General features: G+C 62.2%; 12 protein-coding genes. 10 read left to right on the forward strand and 2 right to left on the reverse strand.

The window, feature by feature from the left end:
- Positions 1 to 320: 320 nt before the first annotated feature.
- Complete coding sequence (locus CFE428DRAFT_RS27815) at positions 321 to 1,592, reverse strand: PQQ-binding-like beta-propeller repeat protein (protein ID WP_006983033.1); 1,272 nt, start codon at positions 1,590 to 1,592, stop codon at positions 321 to 323.
- A 110-nt stretch (positions 1,593 to 1,702) separates the two neighbouring features.
- Between CFE428DRAFT_RS27815 and CFE428DRAFT_RS27820 the strand changes: the two genes are divergently transcribed.
- Both CFE428DRAFT_RS27820 and CFE428DRAFT_RS34595 read left to right on the forward strand, forming a co-directional pair.
- Positions 1,703 to 2,803 (forward strand): outer membrane protein assembly factor BamB family protein, encoded by a 1,101-nt coding sequence (locus CFE428DRAFT_RS27820; protein ID WP_049975774.1) that lies wholly within the window; start codon positions 1,703 to 1,705, stop codon positions 2,801 to 2,803.
- Between the two features lie 34 nt (positions 2,804 to 2,837).
- A complete protein-coding gene (locus CFE428DRAFT_RS34595; protein WP_006983035.1) occupies positions 2,838 to 3,362 on the forward strand; it encodes an outer membrane protein assembly factor BamB family protein in 525 nt (174 codons plus the stop codon).
- 336 nt (positions 3,363 to 3,698) lie between these two features.
- Here CFE428DRAFT_RS34595 and ilvA read toward each other — a convergent pair whose 3' ends face one another.
- Complete coding sequence (ilvA, locus tag CFE428DRAFT_RS27825; RefSeq protein WP_006983036.1) at positions 3,699 to 4,973, reverse strand: threonine ammonia-lyase; 1,275 nt, start codon at positions 4,971 to 4,973, stop codon at positions 3,699 to 3,701.
- A 542-nt stretch (positions 4,974 to 5,515) separates the two neighbouring features.
- On the opposite strand from ilvA, the gene CFE428DRAFT_RS39260 reads away from it, so the two are divergent.
- The 8 genes from CFE428DRAFT_RS39260 to CFE428DRAFT_RS27855 all read left to right on the forward strand — a co-directional run bounded on the left by CFE428DRAFT_RS39260 (position 5,516) and on the right by CFE428DRAFT_RS27855 (position 17,822).
- Positions 5,516 to 5,860, forward strand: a complete 345-nt coding sequence (locus CFE428DRAFT_RS39260) for a hypothetical protein (RefSeq protein WP_006983037.1) — start codon at positions 5,516 to 5,518, stop codon at positions 5,858 to 5,860.
- A gap of 94 nt (positions 5,861 to 5,954) precedes the next feature.
- Positions 5,955 to 6,587: a BPSS1187 family protein gene (locus CFE428DRAFT_RS39265; protein ID WP_420196901.1), complete on the forward strand. Its 633-nt coding sequence runs from the start codon at positions 5,955 to 5,957 to the stop codon at positions 6,585 to 6,587.
- 158 nt (positions 6,588 to 6,745) lie between these two features.
- Positions 6,746 to 10,741, forward strand: coding sequence for a beta strand repeat-containing protein (locus CFE428DRAFT_RS27835; protein WP_006983039.1), 3,996 nt, complete (start codon positions 6,746 to 6,748; stop codon positions 10,739 to 10,741).
- 104 nt (positions 10,742 to 10,845) lie between these two features.
- Positions 10,846 to 11,118 (forward strand): DUF1810 family protein, encoded by a 273-nt coding sequence (locus CFE428DRAFT_RS41415; protein WP_202797518.1) that lies wholly within the window; start codon positions 10,846 to 10,848, stop codon positions 11,116 to 11,118.
- Positions 11,015 to 11,320 (forward strand): DUF1810 family protein, encoded by a 306-nt coding sequence (locus CFE428DRAFT_RS40655; RefSeq protein ID WP_006983040.1) that lies wholly within the window; start codon positions 11,015 to 11,017, stop codon positions 11,318 to 11,320. Before CFE428DRAFT_RS41415 ends, CFE428DRAFT_RS40655 begins: the two co-directional genes overlap by 104 nt.
- 192 nt (positions 11,321 to 11,512) lie before the next feature.
- Positions 11,513 to 12,853: an alpha/beta hydrolase family protein gene (locus tag CFE428DRAFT_RS27845; protein WP_006983041.1), complete on the forward strand. Its 1,341-nt coding sequence runs from the start codon at positions 11,513 to 11,515 to the stop codon at positions 12,851 to 12,853.
- Positions 12,854 to 13,020: 167 nt separating this feature from the next.
- Positions 13,021 to 15,420, forward strand: coding sequence for a DUF6797 domain-containing protein (locus CFE428DRAFT_RS27850; protein ID WP_006983042.1), 2,400 nt, complete (start codon positions 13,021 to 13,023; stop codon positions 15,418 to 15,420).
- A gap of 335 nt (positions 15,421 to 15,755) precedes the next feature.
- Positions 15,756 to 17,822, forward strand: a complete 2,067-nt coding sequence (locus tag CFE428DRAFT_RS27855) for a c-type cytochrome (protein ID WP_006983043.1) — start codon at positions 15,756 to 15,758, stop codon at positions 17,820 to 17,822.
- Positions 17,823 to 17,862: the final 40 nt, after the last annotated feature.

A 17,862-nucleotide genomic window follows, 5' to 3' on the forward strand; every position in this document is an offset into this window, starting at 1 on the left:
ATATTGGGCGTCCCCCTTCTTCATTACGGCAAAGATCATGGTTTAGCGAATAACAGTAACGATGGTATCGCAATCCCGTCGCTCGGTTACACGGCTCCGCGCAAAAACCCACGGAGATCAGAGGTCCTTCGACTCCGCCCATGCTTCCCTGCTCCGCTCAGGATGACACGTTTTTTTCCGGGCGCTTCGCGCTCACTGCGATGATTTCCCCGCGAGCACAGGCAGTTCGTAAGCCACCCACTCCAAACAGCGAAGAGCCCTAATTACTGATTACTAAATACTGATCACTAATCCCCTTACCGACCGCGGCCCCGCTCCGGCTACTTCCCCCCGAGGCAAAACAAATGCGTCATCCCGCGCACGAAAATCTTTCCCTGCGCGAAGGCCGGCGTCGCCAACACCTTCTCTCCAAAGGACGACTGGGATACTTCTCCGTATTGCCGCAGGGTGCCAGCTACCGTCATCACCCCTTTCGCGGTGATGACATACAGCTTGCCGCCCGCGATACTCGGTGACGCGTTGCACTCGTCGCCCAGGTCGTGCTCCCACTGCTTCCTGCCGGTTTTCGCGTCGTAGCAGGTCATCATTCCACCGGCATCGACGAGAAACACCAACTCGCCATCGCTCACCGGGCTGGTCACCGCGGGGATGCCATCCTCCGCCACCCAGCCGAGATGTGACCCCGTCACATCGCCCTCCCCATCGGGCCGAATCGTTTGCAACTTGTTCGCCGGGCTGACGGCGAAAACGGTGCCATTGGCAAAGATCGGCGAGGGCGTCACCTCGCCGTCGAGCCCCTCCGCGCGCCACAGCTCCGCGCCATCCTTGGCCGCATACGAAATCACCAGCGGCACCGCGCAAGTCACGATCTGCGTCTTGCCCGCCGCATCGAAGACAATCGGCGTAGCCCACGAGGCTCCCACCGGACGCTCCCGCTCCCACACCACCTTTCCCGTCGCGCCGTCGAGCGCCAGAAGTTTGCTCGCCTTATCCTCCGGATCACCTTGGTCGAACTGCACGATCACCCGGCCCTGCCAGGTGAGCAACGAGGTCGCGAAGCCATATTGATTCTTGGGAAAACCGAGATACTTCGCCCACGCCACTTTGCCGTCGAAATCAAAGGCCGCGATGTCGCCATCCGCAAACATCGCATACACACGCTGCCCATCCGTCGCCACCGTCCCCGCCGCCATTCCGCATTCGTCCGGCACCTTCGGCCGTTCGTCCGGACTTCCCGCGGTCCTCGGCACGGTGCTTTCCCACAGCAACTTTCCCGTCGCCACGTCGAAGGCCATCACCTCGCACTTCTTCTCGTCCCCGCCGGAGAGAAACACCCGGTTCCCCCAGACAACCGGCGAACTGAACCCCGCCATTGGCACCGGCACCGACCACGCCACATTCTCCCCGCTCTGGACATTGAAACTCAGCGGGAACCCTTTTTGTTGGGTAAACCCATTCCCCTCCGGCCCACGAAACCGCGGCCAATTCGCTTGAAACTCCTTGGCGGGCAGCCCATCCGCCATGAGCAGGCCAGCGACCCCAACCGCCAGGACCATGGAGAGGAGAAGTTTGCCGGGATTGAGGATATTCATACGGTGGCGGGGAGGGATCAAAGAAAGTGCCAGTATTCTACGCGGGGGCGGGTTGACAACGGTAAGTCGACCTGAACCCCGCTTTTATGACCAGGCTATCCCCCCTTTCTTTGACGCTCACCTTTCTCCTGGCGGCCGCCACGGTCCAGGCTGCCGACTGGCCATCCTGGGGCGGCCGCGATCCGGGGCGGAACATGGTGTCGAACGAAAAGGGCCTGCCCGCGAACTTCAATCCCGGCGAAAAATCTCCGACCGGCAGCGGCATCCTGCCGGGCACCACGCAAAACGTCCGTTGGGTGGTCAAGCTCGGCACCTTCATCTGCGGCAACCCGACGGTGGCCAACGGCCGCGTTTTCGTGGGCAGCGACGACGCCAGTCTCCAGGGCGATCCGCGGCTCAAGCGCACCAAGGGCGGCATGGTGTGGTGCCTGGATGAGAAGACCGGCCAGACCCTCTGGCGTCTGCCCGTGCCCGCCCGGCCGAAAGAGCGGCTCCCCGAGAACGCGCACTACGGACAGCAAAATCTCGGCGTGTGCTCATCACCCTGCGTGGTCGGCGATCGCGCCTATGTCGTCACGAACTCCTGTGAAATTCTTTGCCTCAATGTCAAAAGCCAGGCCGAGGGCAATCAGGGTCCCTTCCAGGATGAAGCCCAATACATCGCCGGCGCGAAGAATCCGCCCGTACCGATCGAGAAGACCGACGGCGATATTATCTGGAAATACGATCTGGTGGATGACCTCGGCGTATGCCCGCACGACGTGGCCGCCTGCTCCATCCTCGCCGATGGCCGGTTCCTCTACGTCACCTCCGCCAATGGCGTCAATCACGAGCACACCTTCTGCCTGCGGCCCGACGCGCCGAGCTTCATCTGTCTCGACGCCCAGACCGGCAAGCTGCTCGCCACCGATACCGAGGGTCTCGGCCACCGCATGTGGCATTGCCTGTGGTCGCCGCCCACCATCGGCACGGTGAATGGCAAAAAGCTCGTCTTCTTCGGCGGCGGCGATGGCGTCTGCTACGCGTTCGAGGCGCTCACGGAAGTGCCCGGCCAGCCCGTCCATTTCAAGAAAGTGTGGTCCTTCGATTGCGACCTGCCGAACTACCGCGACCCGCTCGGCGACGGCCAGTCCCTTCAACTACTACATCGGCGACAAGCGCAAAAAATATTCGACCAACAAGGACGACGGCACCTTCCTCGGGCCGAGTGAGATCATCGCCTCGCCGGTCTTCCATGAAGGCCGCGTGTATTGCACCATCGGCCAGGATCCCATGCATGGCCGCGGGCGCGGCATGCTCGCTTGCATCGACGCCAGCAAGACGGGCGACATTACCCAGAGCGGTTGCGTGTGGCGCTACGACGGCATCGAGCGCACCATCGGCAGCGTCGCCATTCACAATGGCCTGCTCTTCGCAAGCGACCTCGCCGGACATATCCACTGCCTCGATGTCCAGACCGGCAAACCCTACTGGGTCTATGACGCCAAGGCGGATGATTGGAGCACGCCGCTCGTCGCCGACGGCAAGGTCTACGTCGGCACCAAGAAAAAACTCGTCGTCCTCGCCGAGAGCAAGGAGATGAAACTTCTCTCCGAGATCAACCTCGGCTCCAGCGCCTACGCCACGCCCGTCGCCGCCAACGGCACCCTCTTCGTCTGCTCGCAAAGCTACCTCTGGGCCGTGCAACAAGGCGCCCACGAGGCGCCGGGAACGACCAGTAGCAACGCGCTAGTGCCAGTCACAGGGTCAGTCACCGCATCCGCGAAGTAACGCGCTTTCGCAGTGGAAAATCGCGGAGCGATGCTCCGCCTGTAGCCGTGGACTTTAGTCCACGGAACCCTGTCCCCTGAAGGCCGTCGCGGAGCGACGTTTGCACCGTGAGGCTCACTGTAAAAGGCCAACGTCGCTACGCGACGATTCCGCCTGGAATGCGGTTCCGTGGACTAAAGTCCACGGCTACACGCAGGTATCGCTCCGCGATTTATTCACTGCAGAGAATATCTTTAACCCTCTACGAAGCTCTCAGACCACCGAGACAGCGAGGAAAAGCGACGGTCACGGGCCCCGCCATGGAAGCTGCTTCCGAATTTGAAGAGGAATGTCGATTCAACCGAGTTCGACTCCGTTGGCCGCCAGCCGCTGTTGCACCTCGGCGATGTGCTCGCGGTCGCGCGTCTCGATCGTGCACAGCACGTGGACCCGCGAAAGATCGGGACCGGCGAAGGTGCGATTGTGGACGATCTCGGTGACATTCGCGCCCGCGTCCGCCAGCACGCGGGAAAGATGCGCGAGACCGCCCGGTCGATCGCTGATCAAGGCGTCGAAACGATAGATGCGTCCATCCGCCGCCAGCCCGCGCTCGATGACGCGGCTGTGCGCGAGCGGGTCGATGTTGCCCCCGCTGAGCAGCAAGACCACGCGGCGTCCGCGCAGATCGGGCAGGCTCCCGCTGAGCAACGCCGCGAGACCCGCCGCCCCGGCTCCTTCGATCACGCACTTCTCCAGCTCCGTGAGACGCAACATGGCCAGCGCCAGCGCTTCCTCGCTCACCTGCACCATGCGCGAAACCAGCGGCCGCGCGATGGCCAGCGTGTGCTTGCCCGCTTCGGCCACGGCCAGGCCATCGGCTAGCGTAAAGCGAGTCTGCACCCGCACCGGTGCTTCCGCCGCGAGCCCGGCGGCAAAGCATGCGGCATTCGCCGGTTCGACGCCGATGATTTCCAAATCCGGCTTGAGCGCCTGCAGCACCGTCGCCACACCGGCGAGCAACCCACCTCCTCCCACCGGAACGAGGATCGCCTCGGCATCCGGCACCTGTTCGAGGATTTCAAAGGCCAGCGTCCCCTGCCCGGCGATCACCTGCGGATCGTCGAAAGGATGCACATAAGTCAGCCCAAACTCCTTCGCCAGTCGCCCCGCTTCGCCGCGCGCTTCGTCGAAGGTATCGCCGTGCAACACCACCTTCGCGCCGAATTGCCGGCAACGCGCCACCTTCACCAACGGCGCAAAGCGCGGCATCACCACCGTGACCGGCACGCTCAGCGAGCGCCCATGCCACGAGAGCCCCAGCGCATGATTTCCCGCCGACGCCGCAACCACCCCGAGACGCGCCTGTTCCGGCGACAGTTGCGCCAGGGCATTGCGCGCCCCGCGTTCCTTGAAACTGCCTGTTCGCTGCAAATGCTCCTGCTTGCAGAAAACGCGCGCTCCGGTGAGCTCGCTCAAGGCCGCCGATTCGACGCACGGCGTGCGCGCGACGGAGCCGTTCAAGCGCAACCGCGCGGCCACGATTTCGGAAAGCGAAACGGTGGCGTGCGCTTCGCTTTCCGCCGCTGTGGCAGCGGACGCGGTTTCAGATTCAGGTTCGGCGAGGGTTTTCATGGGAGCATTTAGGCAAACAAAAAACCCTGAGCGGTTAACTCAGGGTTTCAGAGATTTAAGACTGGCGATGGATCAGCGCGCGTCTATCCCTGCCCCGAGTGGGACTCAATAATGACCGCAATGATCATAATGGAGTTGGCAGAGATGGAACGCATGTGAGGCGCCTAGATCGCCGAGAAACGCGCCGGTGTCAACGTTTCGTCCGGCCTATGACAAAGTTTGCGAGCTTCGCTTTCGTATTACCGGCGGTTCGTTTTCACCAGCGAGGATGTAACCGCCCCACTCCGCTGGGACGCGGAGGACCGCTTCGATTTCAGGTTTTCTCCCGCGCCCCGGCGGAATAGGTCTTTCCTTTCTTCCCAAAGTTAGCGCTGCCCCGTCAGCGCGCTCCTCATTCCTTGCGCAAGGCTGAGCATCCTTTGTCCGTCCTCCCGCGAGCCGGATGCCTCCGCCCCAAAATCCGCGCAGCACGCTTTACTTCATCCTTCCGCCTTCGTCCTTCATCCTTCATATTCCGATTCCCCCTTCCCTTTCCCCCAAACATGAAGCGCCTCCTTTTCCTCCCTCTTCTGCTCTGCGTCCTGACCGCATTGCGCGCCGCCGATGTGCCGCTGAAATTCAATGATCCGACGCCGAAGCGCTACGAGTTAAAGGCGCGGGCCAGCGTCATCGATCCGCGGGTGCAGGCGCATCCGGAGATCAATTTCCTCCTCGAGAAAGATGGCAAGCCGCAGGACAACGAGGATGCTTCCGTGGATACGCGCGTGGCTCCGCAGGGCAAGCTGGTCATCTGGCTCATGGGCTACAGCGCGCCGCTTTTCGAGCGCGTAAACAGTTACGGGCTGCACATCCTGCGCGTCCACTATGCCAATGGGTGGGTTCGATAAATTTGGCAAGGAACCGCCGGCCCGCCGATGACAATTCCTCGGCAAGATCCGGCTCGAGGCGGCGACGGGCGAGGACTTTTCGCCGGAGGTAAATATCCCGAAGCCCGACGGCATGATGGAGCGCGCGTTTCAATTCGTGAAATATCTCGCGAAGCAAAACCCGCAGGGCCGCTGGGATTATTTCCTCGCGCCGGATGGCAAGGGACTGCGCTGGGATCGCGTGATCATCTCCGGCGCCTCGCATGGTTCGACCACCGCGGCGCGTTTCGCCATCTATCAAAAGGTGGATCGCGTGGTGATGTTCTGCGGCCCGCGCGATCAGTATGAGAACTGGCAGGGGCTGAATCCGGCCACGCCCGCGAATCGTTTCTTCGCCTTCAGCCATGTGCTCGATGGCGGCTGGACCGGCGGTCACTACTGCCGCTCGTGGGAATTGCTGAAGCTCAATCAGTTCGGCCCGATCGTGAATGTGGACAAGACGCCTGCGCCGTACGGTAACACGCGGCGTCTCATTACTGATGCGGATGTTGGCAAAGATGCGAAACGTGCGCACAGTTCGGTGGTTCCGGGCGGTGCAGCGGTGAAAGATGCGAGTGGAAAATTCATCCACGAGGACGTGTGGCGCTATCTCTTCACCCATCCCGTCGATCAAGTCGGGCAGCCCGTGCCGCCGGATCCCAACTGCCTCAAGGACTTGCGCCACGCCGCGAAGAAGAGCGGACAGTAAGCGGGTGACAACTCAACGGGCTCCGTTGGACACCCCAACGTTACGGTAACTCTAACGCAGGACTGGAGCCGGGCGCGTGTCGTGCTTTCTACTGCGCCGCTTCACGAGCACTTCTCTCCCCCGGGAGTCGCACGGAGTCGACATCCCCATCTCATTGCATGCTCACGTCAAAACGTTTCATTTGTACTCGCTCCATCGCCTGGTTTTTTCTCGCCGGCGGCATTGTCTGCGCCGGAAAAGTTTGCGCGGACCAGACCTACGATCAAAACAACCCCAGCCAGGTCTGGGACACCACCACCGCGAATTGGGACACCAACACGGCGGTCTGGACCAACCTCACCACGAACAACGCGATCTTCACCGGGACGTCGGAAACCGTCGACGTGAACGCCGCGATCAACGTGGGCAACATCACTTTCAATTCCGGGGGTTGGAATATCGGTGACATCAATGCTCCTGCGGGTAGTTTGAATTTCGGTGCGACCAGCACCATCGCCGTGACCAACGTCGCGGATACCGACACGATCAGCGCCCCCATCACGAGCGGCTCGCTCACCACTGCGGGGGCCGGCACGTTGGTGCTTTCCGGTGCGAATACTTTTACCGGCAATGTGGTCGTCAGTTCGGGCAACTTGAAGGTCACTGCCAATGGTGCTCTCGGTGACACCACCGGCATCACCACCGTGGCGAACGCTGCCGCGCTCATCCTCGGCAATGGCGTCACGATCACCGGCGAAACGGTCGGCCTGACCGGTAGCGGCGCCAACAGCACAGGCGCGCTGCAGGCCGACACCGGCGCGACGGCGACTTGGGCGGGCACCATCACTATTGATGCTCAAGGCGCGCGCGTTGGCGCGGGCAGCGGCGGCACACTGATCCTCAGTGGTGTCATTCAAAATGGCGCGTCCAATCCCAACGGTATCCTGGCCATTGGCGAGGCTCCCGGGGCGGCCACCCCGGGGACAGTGATCATTTCGGGCACGAGCAACACTTACTCCGGCGTCACCCAGATCGTGCGCGGTGTCCTGAAGATGGGCGCCACCAATGCCCTGCCCTCCACGACCGTCGTCGATGTCAGTTCGTCCACCACCGCCACGGAAGATGCGGTCTTCGATTTGAATGGCTTCAGCCAAAACATCGCGGGCATTCAGCGGACAAACACGGCCGGCGCCGGGATCATTACCAACACCGGTGCGACGGCCGCCACCCTGACGATCAACGGAAGCGGCACCACCACTTATTCCGGCGTGATTCGCGATGGCACTTCCACCATCTCGCTGGTCAAAAACGGCACGGGCACACAAACGCTTACCAGCGCCAATGCCTACACCGGTACGACGTTGATCCTCAACGGTGGCCTCGCTATCAACAACAATCTCGCCCTAGGCACGGGAACCAGCACCATTAACGTCGGTGGTGGCCAACTCATTCTCGGCAATGGTGTCAACGTCACTGGTCGGACCATCACACTCAACGGCAATGGCACCAACAACGACGGCGCTCTGCAAACTGCGGTCGGCGCCACGGCGACGTGGACGGGCAATATCATCGTCAACAGCGTCACCCGCATCGGTGCCGGCGACAATGGCACGCTGAACATCAACGGCGTGATCAGCGGCGCTGGCGGCAATGTCCTTCTCTTCAGTCGTGGCATGAATGCCGTCACCGTGCTGAACGCCGTGAATACCTACACCGGCGATACACAACTCTTTGCCAACTCGGGAGCTGGAGACACGCTGCGGATCGGCGTGGACAATGCAATCAGCGCTTCCAGCCGTCTCAGCATGATTCCCACCCAGGCCACGGCATCCATGACGTTGGATCTCAATGGCCACATGCTCACCTTGCGCGGCATGGACACCACCGTTCTGGGTGGCGCACAGGTGGCAGGTTCGAATTTCCTCACCGTGGCCAACAATGCCACGGGCACGACCTCGACCCTCACGGTCGGCGACGTGACATCCACCAATACGGACATCTTCGGCGGCGTCGTAGCCAATGGGACGAGCGGCGCGGGCGGCATGTCACTGGCCAAAATCAACGCCAATACCCAGATACTCATCGGCGCCAACACCTACACCGGCAGCACTACGGTTAATGCGGGTACGTTGCAGATCGGTGCCACCGGAGCCGGCGGTTTGACGGGATCGCTCGCTTCCACCAGCTTCATCCTGAACGGTGGCACCTTCGCGCTCAACAACGTCGGCACCACCAATAACAACACGAACCGCATTTCCGACACGGCGAGCTTCAGCCTCCGCGGCGGCACGTTTTCCTTCCTCGGCTCCGACCAGACTTCCACCAATTCGAGCGAAACGATCGGCACCTTCAGCTTCGACTCGAACATCTCGAAAATCCTCGTCACCGGAACCTCGCCGAATTCCGCGGTCGTCACCGCCACCCAACTCTCGCACGCAGTCAACACCGGCATCGGCTTCGTCGATGGCGTTGGCTTGGGATCGAGCAGCGCCAGTCTGGTGCGGATCATGGTCACGAACGCGCCGACTCTGGTCGGCGGGACGGACGATTCGGGCAACGGAATCAATGCCTTGGCGCAGAACACCAAGATCGTTCCCTACCTGCTCGGCGAAACCGGCACCGGCACGGGCAGCGTCGGCACCGCGACAGGCACGGCGAACACCTTCGTCACCTGGTCGACCACGGGAGGCCTGCGTTCGCTGAATCTCTCGGATGAGTTCACGCAAAACGCGTTCACCGCGGGAAACAATATTCACGTGACGGGTTCAATCTCCGGAATCAACACGGCATCGATCAACTCGCTGATCGTCGATCCTGGTTCCACGACGAATATCACCGACAGCCTTAACACCGGCCAGACCCTGACGATCGCCAGCGGCGCGATTTTCTTTTCCAGTGGCAATGGCATTACCATCGCCGGCGGCACGATCGCCTTCGGTAGCAGCGAGGGCATCGTGACCGACAATGCGGTGGGGGTGACGATCATTGGCTCGGCAATCACGGGCACATCGGGCCTTTCCATTTACGGCAGCGCCGCCAGCACCCTCGCCCTGGGTGGCGCCAGTACTTATTCGGGCAACACCTTGCTCAAGGTCGGTATCGTAGTGCCTCAAGTCAGCACCACAGGCTCCGCCGGATCACCTACCAACGGCCCCTTCGGCACGGGTACGGTGATCCTCGGTGGCAGTTCGATCCGCGCCACGACCTCGACGGCGATTACCATCGGCAACCCAATTTCGTTCGCCGCGGATACGACGGTCGTTTCCGGCGGCGCCGACAAAACGCTGACCTTCACCGGACCGGTCACCTTGACCGGCAGCCGCACGCTGACCCAAAACTCAACTGCGACGACCACCTTCTCGGGGGCCATCAGCGATGGTGGGAATGGCTTTGGACTCACCGTGGCAGGCACCGGCACCGCTCCTCTCGTCCTCGGTGGGGTGAATACCTACACCGGGCCGACTGTCGTGAAGGGTAATACGCTTGTCGTCAGCGGTTCCATCTCCGGCAGCAGCGCCGTGGTGGTCGGCAATTCCGCGAGCGCCAGCGCTTCCGCTATTCTCGGCGGCGGCGGCACCGTGGGGAATGTAACGGTCGGCGCGCTCGCTTCCGACATCGGCGCAGTGCTCAAGCCGCATGCGGGTTCAGCCAGCACGAGCGCAGGCACGACCTTCCACGCGGGCAGCGTGACCTTTACGGACAGCGCCACGCATCTCTCTCTCCAGATCGGCCGCACCTCTGCTTACGATGGCGCTGTCGAATCAGCCACCGCCGACGGCGACGTCTCCGATCACCTCGCCACCACCGGCTCGCTCACGCTCAATGGCGCCGATCTCCAACTCAGCCTGCTCACCGGGACTACCTACACACCGGTCAATGGCGATCTCTTCTTCCTCACGATCAACAGCGGCGGTGCCATCAATGGCACCTTCTCCTCGCTGAATGGCACCGCGACGAACCTCAGCCAGGGCTCCATCTTCACGCTCAATTCGCAGGCCTACGAGATCACCTATCAAGCGAACTTCGCGACCAACTCTTTCTCCGGTGGCAACGATATCGCGCTCGAAGCGGTCATCCCCGAACCCGGCTCGCTGGTCTCACTCATCGGCGGCCTCGGCTGTCTCATCGGCGTCCAGCGGCTTCGCCGTTCCCGAGGCAGCAAGGCGAAGAGCTAACGCGCACACCAGCAAGATAGGGCAAGTGCCCTCGGTGGCATCGAGAAATCGGGAACGGCAATCGAACGGTTGCCTTCCCGCCGGATCGTCGCATGCTCACTGCCATGTCCCTCGAGCGTTTCCATCAAGCCCAAGCCAGCCAATGGAGCGGCTATGCTACCGCGCTTGCGGAAACGCGGGCGGGCCGCAAGAGCAGCCATTGGATCTGGTACATCTTTCCGCAAATCGACGGTCTCGGGCGCTCTTCACCGCGCGCGAGTACGCGCTCGCGACTTGGACGAAGCCTGCGCCTATTTGCGCGACCCGTCGCTTCGTTCGCACTACGAGGAAATCACCAACGCCGTCGCGGAGCACATCGGGCGAGGCGCGCCGATTGAGCATCTCATGGGTGGCTCGACCGATGCCTTCAAGCTCGCCTCGAGTCTCACGCTCTTCCGCGCCGCCGCTACACGCCTCGCCGAAGACAAAGATGGCGCGGACTTCCAGCGCCTGGCCCAGACCTGCGACGCCATCCTCCAGCGCACGGCCACGCAAGGCTACCCGCCTTGCGAATTCACATTGGAACGCATTGCCGAATAATCGAGACGAGATTTGCAGAAAGCGCTCGAAGCGCTCCTCTGCAAAACGTCCACCGGCAGCGATACCTCCGTCACCACGGAATGATTTTCACCCTTTGCTCCAAGAAACGCGAGGAACCAGGAACACTAAGAACTAAGCACTAAGAACTCCCGCCCTCCCCAGTTCCCTCTTCATCGCGCTCCCACCCAGCCCATGAAACTCCTCCTTCGCTCTCTCGTCCTTTCCGCGCTCTGCGCCATCACCGTGCACGCGGAGTATGCGCCGATGCCGCCCGCCGCACCGCCTTATTACCGCGTGCGCTATGAAGCCTCGCAGGCGCCTGACGGCTTGATTTTTCCCGTCAGCTATACTGTGTGGATTCCGCCGGGCGTGAAGACGCTGCGCGGTATCATCGTGCATCAGCACGGCTGCGGCGAGGGCTCGTGCAAGTCCGGCATCACCGCGGCTTTCGACCTGCAGTGGCAGGCGCTCGCGCGGAAGCACGAGTGCGCGCTGCTCGGACCGGCCTATGAGCAGCCAGAGAAAGCGATCTGCAGCATGTGGTGCGATCCGCGCAATGGCTCAGAGCAGGCCTTCCTCCACGCGCTCAGCGACCTTGGCGCGCAATCGCATCATCCCGAACTCGCCACCGTGCCATGGGCGCTGTGGGGACATTCCGGCGGTGCAAATTGGGTGGGCAACATGCTCGTCATGCATCCGGATCGCATCGCCGCCGCATGGTTGCGCTCCGGCACGCCGCGCATTTCCCCGCGCGATGGTTCACCGGCGACACCCGCGGAAATTCCCGCCGCCGCCTGCGCAGTGCCGACCATCTGCAACCTCGGCACGCGCGAGGGCGTAACGGTGAAAGATCCACGGTTCGGCGGACTGTGGCCGAACGTGGAGAAGTTCTTCACCGACTTCCGCGGCAAAGGCGGCCTGGTCGGTGTCGCCGTCGATCCGAACACCAGCCACGACTGCGGCAATTCGCGTTACCTCGCCATTCCGTGGTTCGATGCCTGTCTCACCGCCCGTCTGCCGGATCGTGCCGGTGACGGCAAATTGAAACCGATGCCTACCGATGGCGCATGGCTTGCCCCATTGCTCGGCGACGCCGCGCAACCCGCCGCCAAATTCACCGGCGACGCCAAGGCCGCGGTATGGCTGCCCAATGAACGCGTGGCCAAGGCGTGGGCGGAATACGAGAAGGACGGCAACGTCAGCGACTCCACGCCACCACCGGCGCCCACCGAGGTGAAGCTCACCGGCAACGAACTGACCTGGTCCGCCCAAGCCGATCTCGAAAGCGGAATCGCCGGCTTCGTCATCGAACGCGACGGCAAGGAACTCGCGCGCCTTCCCGAAAAACCGCCCACCCGCCTTATCGGCCGCGCCATCTTCCAGACGAACGGCTACAGCGACTCTCCCGCCTTTCCGCTCGCCGAGATGCGTTTCACCGACAGCAGCTCCGCCTCGGGTGAAAAGCACACCTACAGCGTCATCGCCATCAACAGCGTCGGCCTCACCTCCGCGCCGGCGAAAACGTCGCCTTAAGTCCTCACTCGGCAAATCCGATTGGCGGCAGGAGTGACCGGCTTTCTCCGGGCTCGGGTTTCCGTCTAATTTCGTTTCGCTCCGCTGATTGTTTCGGCTACATCCAGCGGTCCCTGCGGACGGCGCCTTGTCGCCGTCGGCAGTGATCCCCAATCCCAGTCGTATTCATGAAGCTCTCCGCCTGTCTCTTCGTCACCGCCAGCATCGCCCTGGCTCCACTCTGCTCTTTCGCCGCCAATTGGTGGGAGGAAATGGATTATGGGCGGTTCCTTTCCGCAAGCTTCAACGATACCGACAACAAGACCACGCTGACGGGGGCCGAACGCATCGCCACGAACAAGGGCATCGGCGTAAAGCTCGGCCACGACGGCAATGCGGGATTCATCTTCGATACCGAACTGCTGCGTGCGACCGGCGCGTGGACCGGTGGCTGGCTGAAACTCAAGGGCGTCGTTTTCGACGGCGGCCACGGGCCGAATCCTTCCGCTCCGGCGAATGCACAGATCTATTTCGGCACCCATGTGAACACGCCGGGCTGGAGCAAGGGCGACAGTTTCCAGGATCCACGCCCGTTGCCCAAGGGCCCGCGCAAGGCCGACGTGAAGCCGGGCGATCCGTTCTTCGCCGATGTGCCGTTCGGTCCGCTGCCGCGCGAATGGGCCAAGTATCGCGGCCTCTATCTGAGCGGCGATCGCGTTGTCTTTGCCTACACCGTCGGCGAAGCTTCGCTGCTCGAATCCGACGACCTCGAAACCGCCGGCGATGAAGCGCTGATCACCCGCACTTTCAACGTTACCGCTCCGGGCACCGCTTCCAGCCTGCTCGTCGCCGACGCACCGGAAGGCGTGACGCCAAGTATCGAAGGCGACCATGCTGTCTTCTGCAACGACGCCAAGAACGCGGATGACCGCACCGTGGTTCGCGTGATCGGCGCGCCTGCGGATGCGAAGCTCGTGGTCGACGGCACGCGCGTCACGCTCAAGCTTCCGCCCTTCGCTGCCGGCCAGAAATTCAAGGTCGCCTTCGCCCACGGCACGGCCGCTGACCTGGCGAAGCTCACCGATGCCGTGAAAGCGGCCGCCCAGCCGGCGGACTTGCAACCGCTCACCCACGGGGGCGCGCCCCATTGGACGGAGACGGTGAAAACAAAAGGCACGCTCGGAACGTCGGAAGGCGGCTTTCCCTATGTTGTCGACAATGTCTCCGCACCGCTCGACAACCCTTACAAATCCAAGATCCGCATCGCCGGTCTCGATTTTTTCAAGGACGGGCGCATTGCCTTCAGTACGTGGAGCGGTGACGTCTGGATCGGCAAAGGCATCGACGACAAGCTCGAGAACATCGAGTGGAAGCGTTACGCGACTGGTATCTTCCACGCGCTGGGACTCCGAATCGTCGACGACCAGATCTACGTTCTCGGTCGCGATCAGATCACCCGCCTGCACGATCTCAACAACGATGGTGAGGCGGACTTCTACGAGAACTTCAACAACGACGTGCAGGTCACGCCGGGCTTCCACGAATTCACCTTCGGTCTCGAGACGGATTCGAAGGGTAACTTCTACTTCATCAAGGGCGGCCCGGTGAATCCCGGCGGCCGCGGTTGGGGCCCGCTCAGCGATCACAACGGCTGCATGTTCAAGGTCTCCGGCAACGGCCAGAAGTTCGAAGTCTTCGCCACGGGCGTGCGCGCCCCAAATGGCATCGGCGTCGGCCCGAACGACGAAATCACCACCGGCGACAACCAAGGCACGTGGGTTCCGGTCGACTACATCCAGTACGTGAAACAGGGCGACTTCATCGAAGTGCCCGACCTCTCGCATCGCGTGCCGGTGCCGACCGCTTACGCACCGCATCTCTGCTGGGTGCCGTACGACTGGGACAATTCGAATGGCGACCAGGTGTGGGTCACGAGCGACAAGTGGGGCCCGCTCAAGGGCAGCATGCTCTATCTCTCGTACGGCAAATCGTCGCTCTTCGGCGTGTTGCAGGAGAGCATCGGCGATGTCCGCCAGGGCGGCGTTTTCAAATTTCCGCTCAAGTTCGAAACCGGCATCTGCCGGGCCCGTTTCAATCCGGCCGATGGACAACTCTACGTCGCCGGTCTCAAAGGCTGGCAGACGAATGCCGCGAAAGACGGCGCGATCGAACGCGTGCGCTACACCGGCAAACCGGTCACCGTGGAGAACGAACTGCACATCACCGACAAAGGCATCACCATCCGCTTCACCAATGAAGTCGAGACCTCCAGTGCCAGCGATGCCGGCAACTACGCCATCGAACAATACAACTATCGCTGGACCTCCGCCTACGGCTCGGCCGAATACAAAGTCAGCGCCCCCGAGCAGAAGGGCCACGACAAGCTGGAGATCAAGTCGGTGACCGTCGCGCCGGATAAGAAATCCGTCTTCCTCGAAGTGCCCGGCCTGCAGCCGGTCATGCAGATGAAGATCAAGATGAACATCAAGGCCGCGGACGGCACAGCGATCCCCGAAGGCATCGGCAACACGATCAACGTCGTGCCGCCGGATGCCCAGCGCGGGTCGAACTTCACCTCCTCGCGCTAAAAACGACCGTTCTCTTCGCGTGTCATCCAGCGAAGTGCCCCGTGGCAAGGTGGCGGGGCACGCAGTCGAAGGACCCGGCCGCTTCCACCAGAAGTTTCCTATCGCCCAATTTGCTTCGCTGCACCAGGCGCTTCAGGTTAAGACGTTCAATGCAGCGCAGAAGGGCTGGCATATCGGAAACCGCTAGTGGAAGCGGCCGGATCCTTCGACTCCGCCCATACTTCCACGCTCCGCTCAGGATGACTGAATTGACGCGCCGCCCGCCACAACGCTAACTCCCAAGAACTGCGAGCAATCGCAGCCCTTGGGTCTTTCCCTCGTATCGCTTTTCGCTGATGAAGATTTCGCTCCCGCTCCCGCTATTCGCACTGCTCGTCCTCAGTCTGCCACTCACCCACGCTGGCGAAAGTACTGTCCAGGCACCGCCGCTGGCCGACGTGGCCGCGGAGGTAAAGCAAGGACTTACCGTCTCCTTCACTGCCGGAGGCAAGACCGACACCCACGGAGCGCGTCTCGTCGCGCTCTACGTCCCGGCGGGCGAAGCGCCCACTCCCTTCCTGGCCCCGGGCACGTTCACTGCGAAATGGGAAGGCGAGATCGTTTCGGAGTTGCGGTCGGAATACACCTTCACCGTCGAGACCACGGGAACAGTCACCGCCACACTCAATGGCCAGCCGTTGCTCGACAGCCGCCAGCACGCGGACCCGCATCCCACGCAATTGCAGAAAGGCGCCAACAAGCTCGTCGTTGAATTCCAGAGCCCCGCGCAAGGCGATGCCATGGTGCGCCTCCTGTGGTCGTCGAAGGAATTTCCTCGCGAGCCCGTCCCTCCGATTGCCTTCCAGCACGATGCGAACGCCAGGGATCTCCGTACGGGCGAACGCCTCCGCGAAGGCCGTCTCCTCTTCGCGCAGAACCATTGCGCTGCGTGCCATGACGGCACGGGGACGCTGCCACCGAAGGGGGAAGGCATGCCGGAACTCGCACAGGATGCGCCGCTCTTCGACGCCATCGGGGACAAGTATCGCGAAGCATGGCTGGCCGCGTGGATCAACGATCCGCACAGCATTCGTCCACATGCGTTGATGCCCAAAGTCTTCGCCGGTGAAGCTGGGAAGATCGATCAGCGCGCCGCCGACCTCGCGGCGTTCTTCGTTTCCACATCGACGACGAAGGAGGAGGAAAAGGCCATCGACGACGCGCTCGTCGCACAGGGCGGTGCGCTCTTTGCCAATCTCGGCTGCATCGCCTGCCACACCAAACCCGATGCCGACGGCAACGACGAGCACGACCGCGTTCCACTCTCGCATGTGAAAGCAAAATGGCACCGCAACGCGCTGGTCGCCTACTTGCAGGATCCCGCGAAGAGCTACGCCTGGAATCGAATGCCGCATTTCCGACTGACCGATACGGAAGCGAACCAACTCACGGAATATTTGCTCGGAACGGCCAATCGCGAATTCACCGGCGCCCCCAAAGGAGACGCCGCGCGCGGCGCGCAATTGCTCACCACCTCCGGATGCTTGAATTGCCACGCGGGCGTCCCGCCGACAATCACTCCCAACCTGACCGCCACGCTCCAGAGCGGTTGGGCCAAGGGCTGTCTCGGCACCGATGCTGCATCACATGGCAAGGCGCCCGACTTCAGCTTCACTCCCGCACAACGCGAGGCGCTGGTCGCGTTTGCCGCCGATGGTTTCGCTTCGCTGAAACAGGACACCTCCGCGGAATTCGCCGAACGCCAGATCAAAAACCTGCGCTGCACGGCGTGCCATCCGCGCGATGGCCAGCAAAGCGTGTGGTCGCAGCTCGAGGAAGAAGTCGTCGCGTTGCAAAGCGGCGCGCCGCTCGAGGAAGGCGAAGGCAAACCGATCTACACTACCGCCCTACCCGCGCTCACCTGGTTCGGGGAAAAGCTGCGCCCGGATTATCTCGCCACGTTCATCGCCGGCCATGAGGCGAACAAACCTCGCCCGTGGATCGTCGCCCGCATGCCGGGCTTCGCCACCTACGCGGAAAACTTCGCCAAAGGCCTGCCGCATCAGCAGGGCTTTGGGCCGGTGCCCGCGGAACCGCCGGGCGATCCCGCCAGGATCAAGATCGGGGAAACGCTTGTCGGCGAGAATGGCGGCTTCAATTGCATCCAGTGCCACATCCTCGGCAAGCGCGCCGCCACGGCCGTTTTCGAGGCGCCGGGTCCGAACCTCGCCTGGGGGCCGCAACGTTTGCGGAAAGAATACTTCCTGCGCTGGACCCTGGCGCCGACCCGCATCGATCCCGATACCAAGATGCCGAAGTTCGCCGACGACGAGGGCAGGACGCCCCTCACCGACTTTTTCCATGGCAATGCGGCGGAACAATTCGAGGCCATCTGGGAATTTCTTCATACCGTGCCTCGTTAGCCGCCCCCTCTTAATCTTACTCTTAATCGTAATCCTCTCC

It is taken from the genome of Chthoniobacter flavus Ellin428 (assembly GCF_000173075.1).
Classification (GTDB): domain Bacteria; phylum Verrucomicrobiota; class Verrucomicrobiia; order Chthoniobacterales; family Chthoniobacteraceae; genus Chthoniobacter; species Chthoniobacter flavus.

What these genes read in the sequence shown, in the direction of transcription:
- CFE428DRAFT_RS27855 (WP_006983043.1), top strand. Translation starts at nt 15,756, where the DNA reads ATGAAGATTTCGCTCCCGCTCCCGCTATTCGCACTGCTCGTCCTCAGT.
- ilvA (WP_006983036.1), bottom strand. Translation starts at nt 4,973, where the DNA reads ATGAAAACCCTCGCCGAACCTGAATCTGAAACCGCGTCCGCTGCCACA.
- CFE428DRAFT_RS27850 (WP_006983042.1), top strand. Translation starts at nt 13,021, where the DNA reads ATGAAGCTCTCCGCCTGTCTCTTCGTCACCGCCAGCATCGCCCTGGCT.
- CFE428DRAFT_RS27815 (WP_006983033.1), bottom strand. Translation starts at nt 1,592, where the DNA reads ATGAATATCCTCAATCCCGGCAAACTTCTCCTCTCCATGGTCCTGGCG.
- CFE428DRAFT_RS39260 (WP_006983037.1), top strand. Translation starts at nt 5,516, where the DNA reads ATGAAGCGCCTCCTTTTCCTCCCTCTTCTGCTCTGCGTCCTGACCGCA.
- CFE428DRAFT_RS27845 (WP_006983041.1), top strand. Translation starts at nt 11,513, where the DNA reads ATGAAACTCCTCCTTCGCTCTCTCGTCCTTTCCGCGCTCTGCGCCATC.
- CFE428DRAFT_RS41415 (WP_202797518.1), top strand. Translation starts at nt 10,846, where the DNA reads ATGTCCCTCGAGCGTTTCCATCAAGCCCAAGCCAGCCAATGGAGCGGC.
- CFE428DRAFT_RS27835 (WP_006983039.1), top strand. Translation starts at nt 6,746, where the DNA reads ATGCTCACGTCAAAACGTTTCATTTGTACTCGCTCCATCGCCTGGTTT.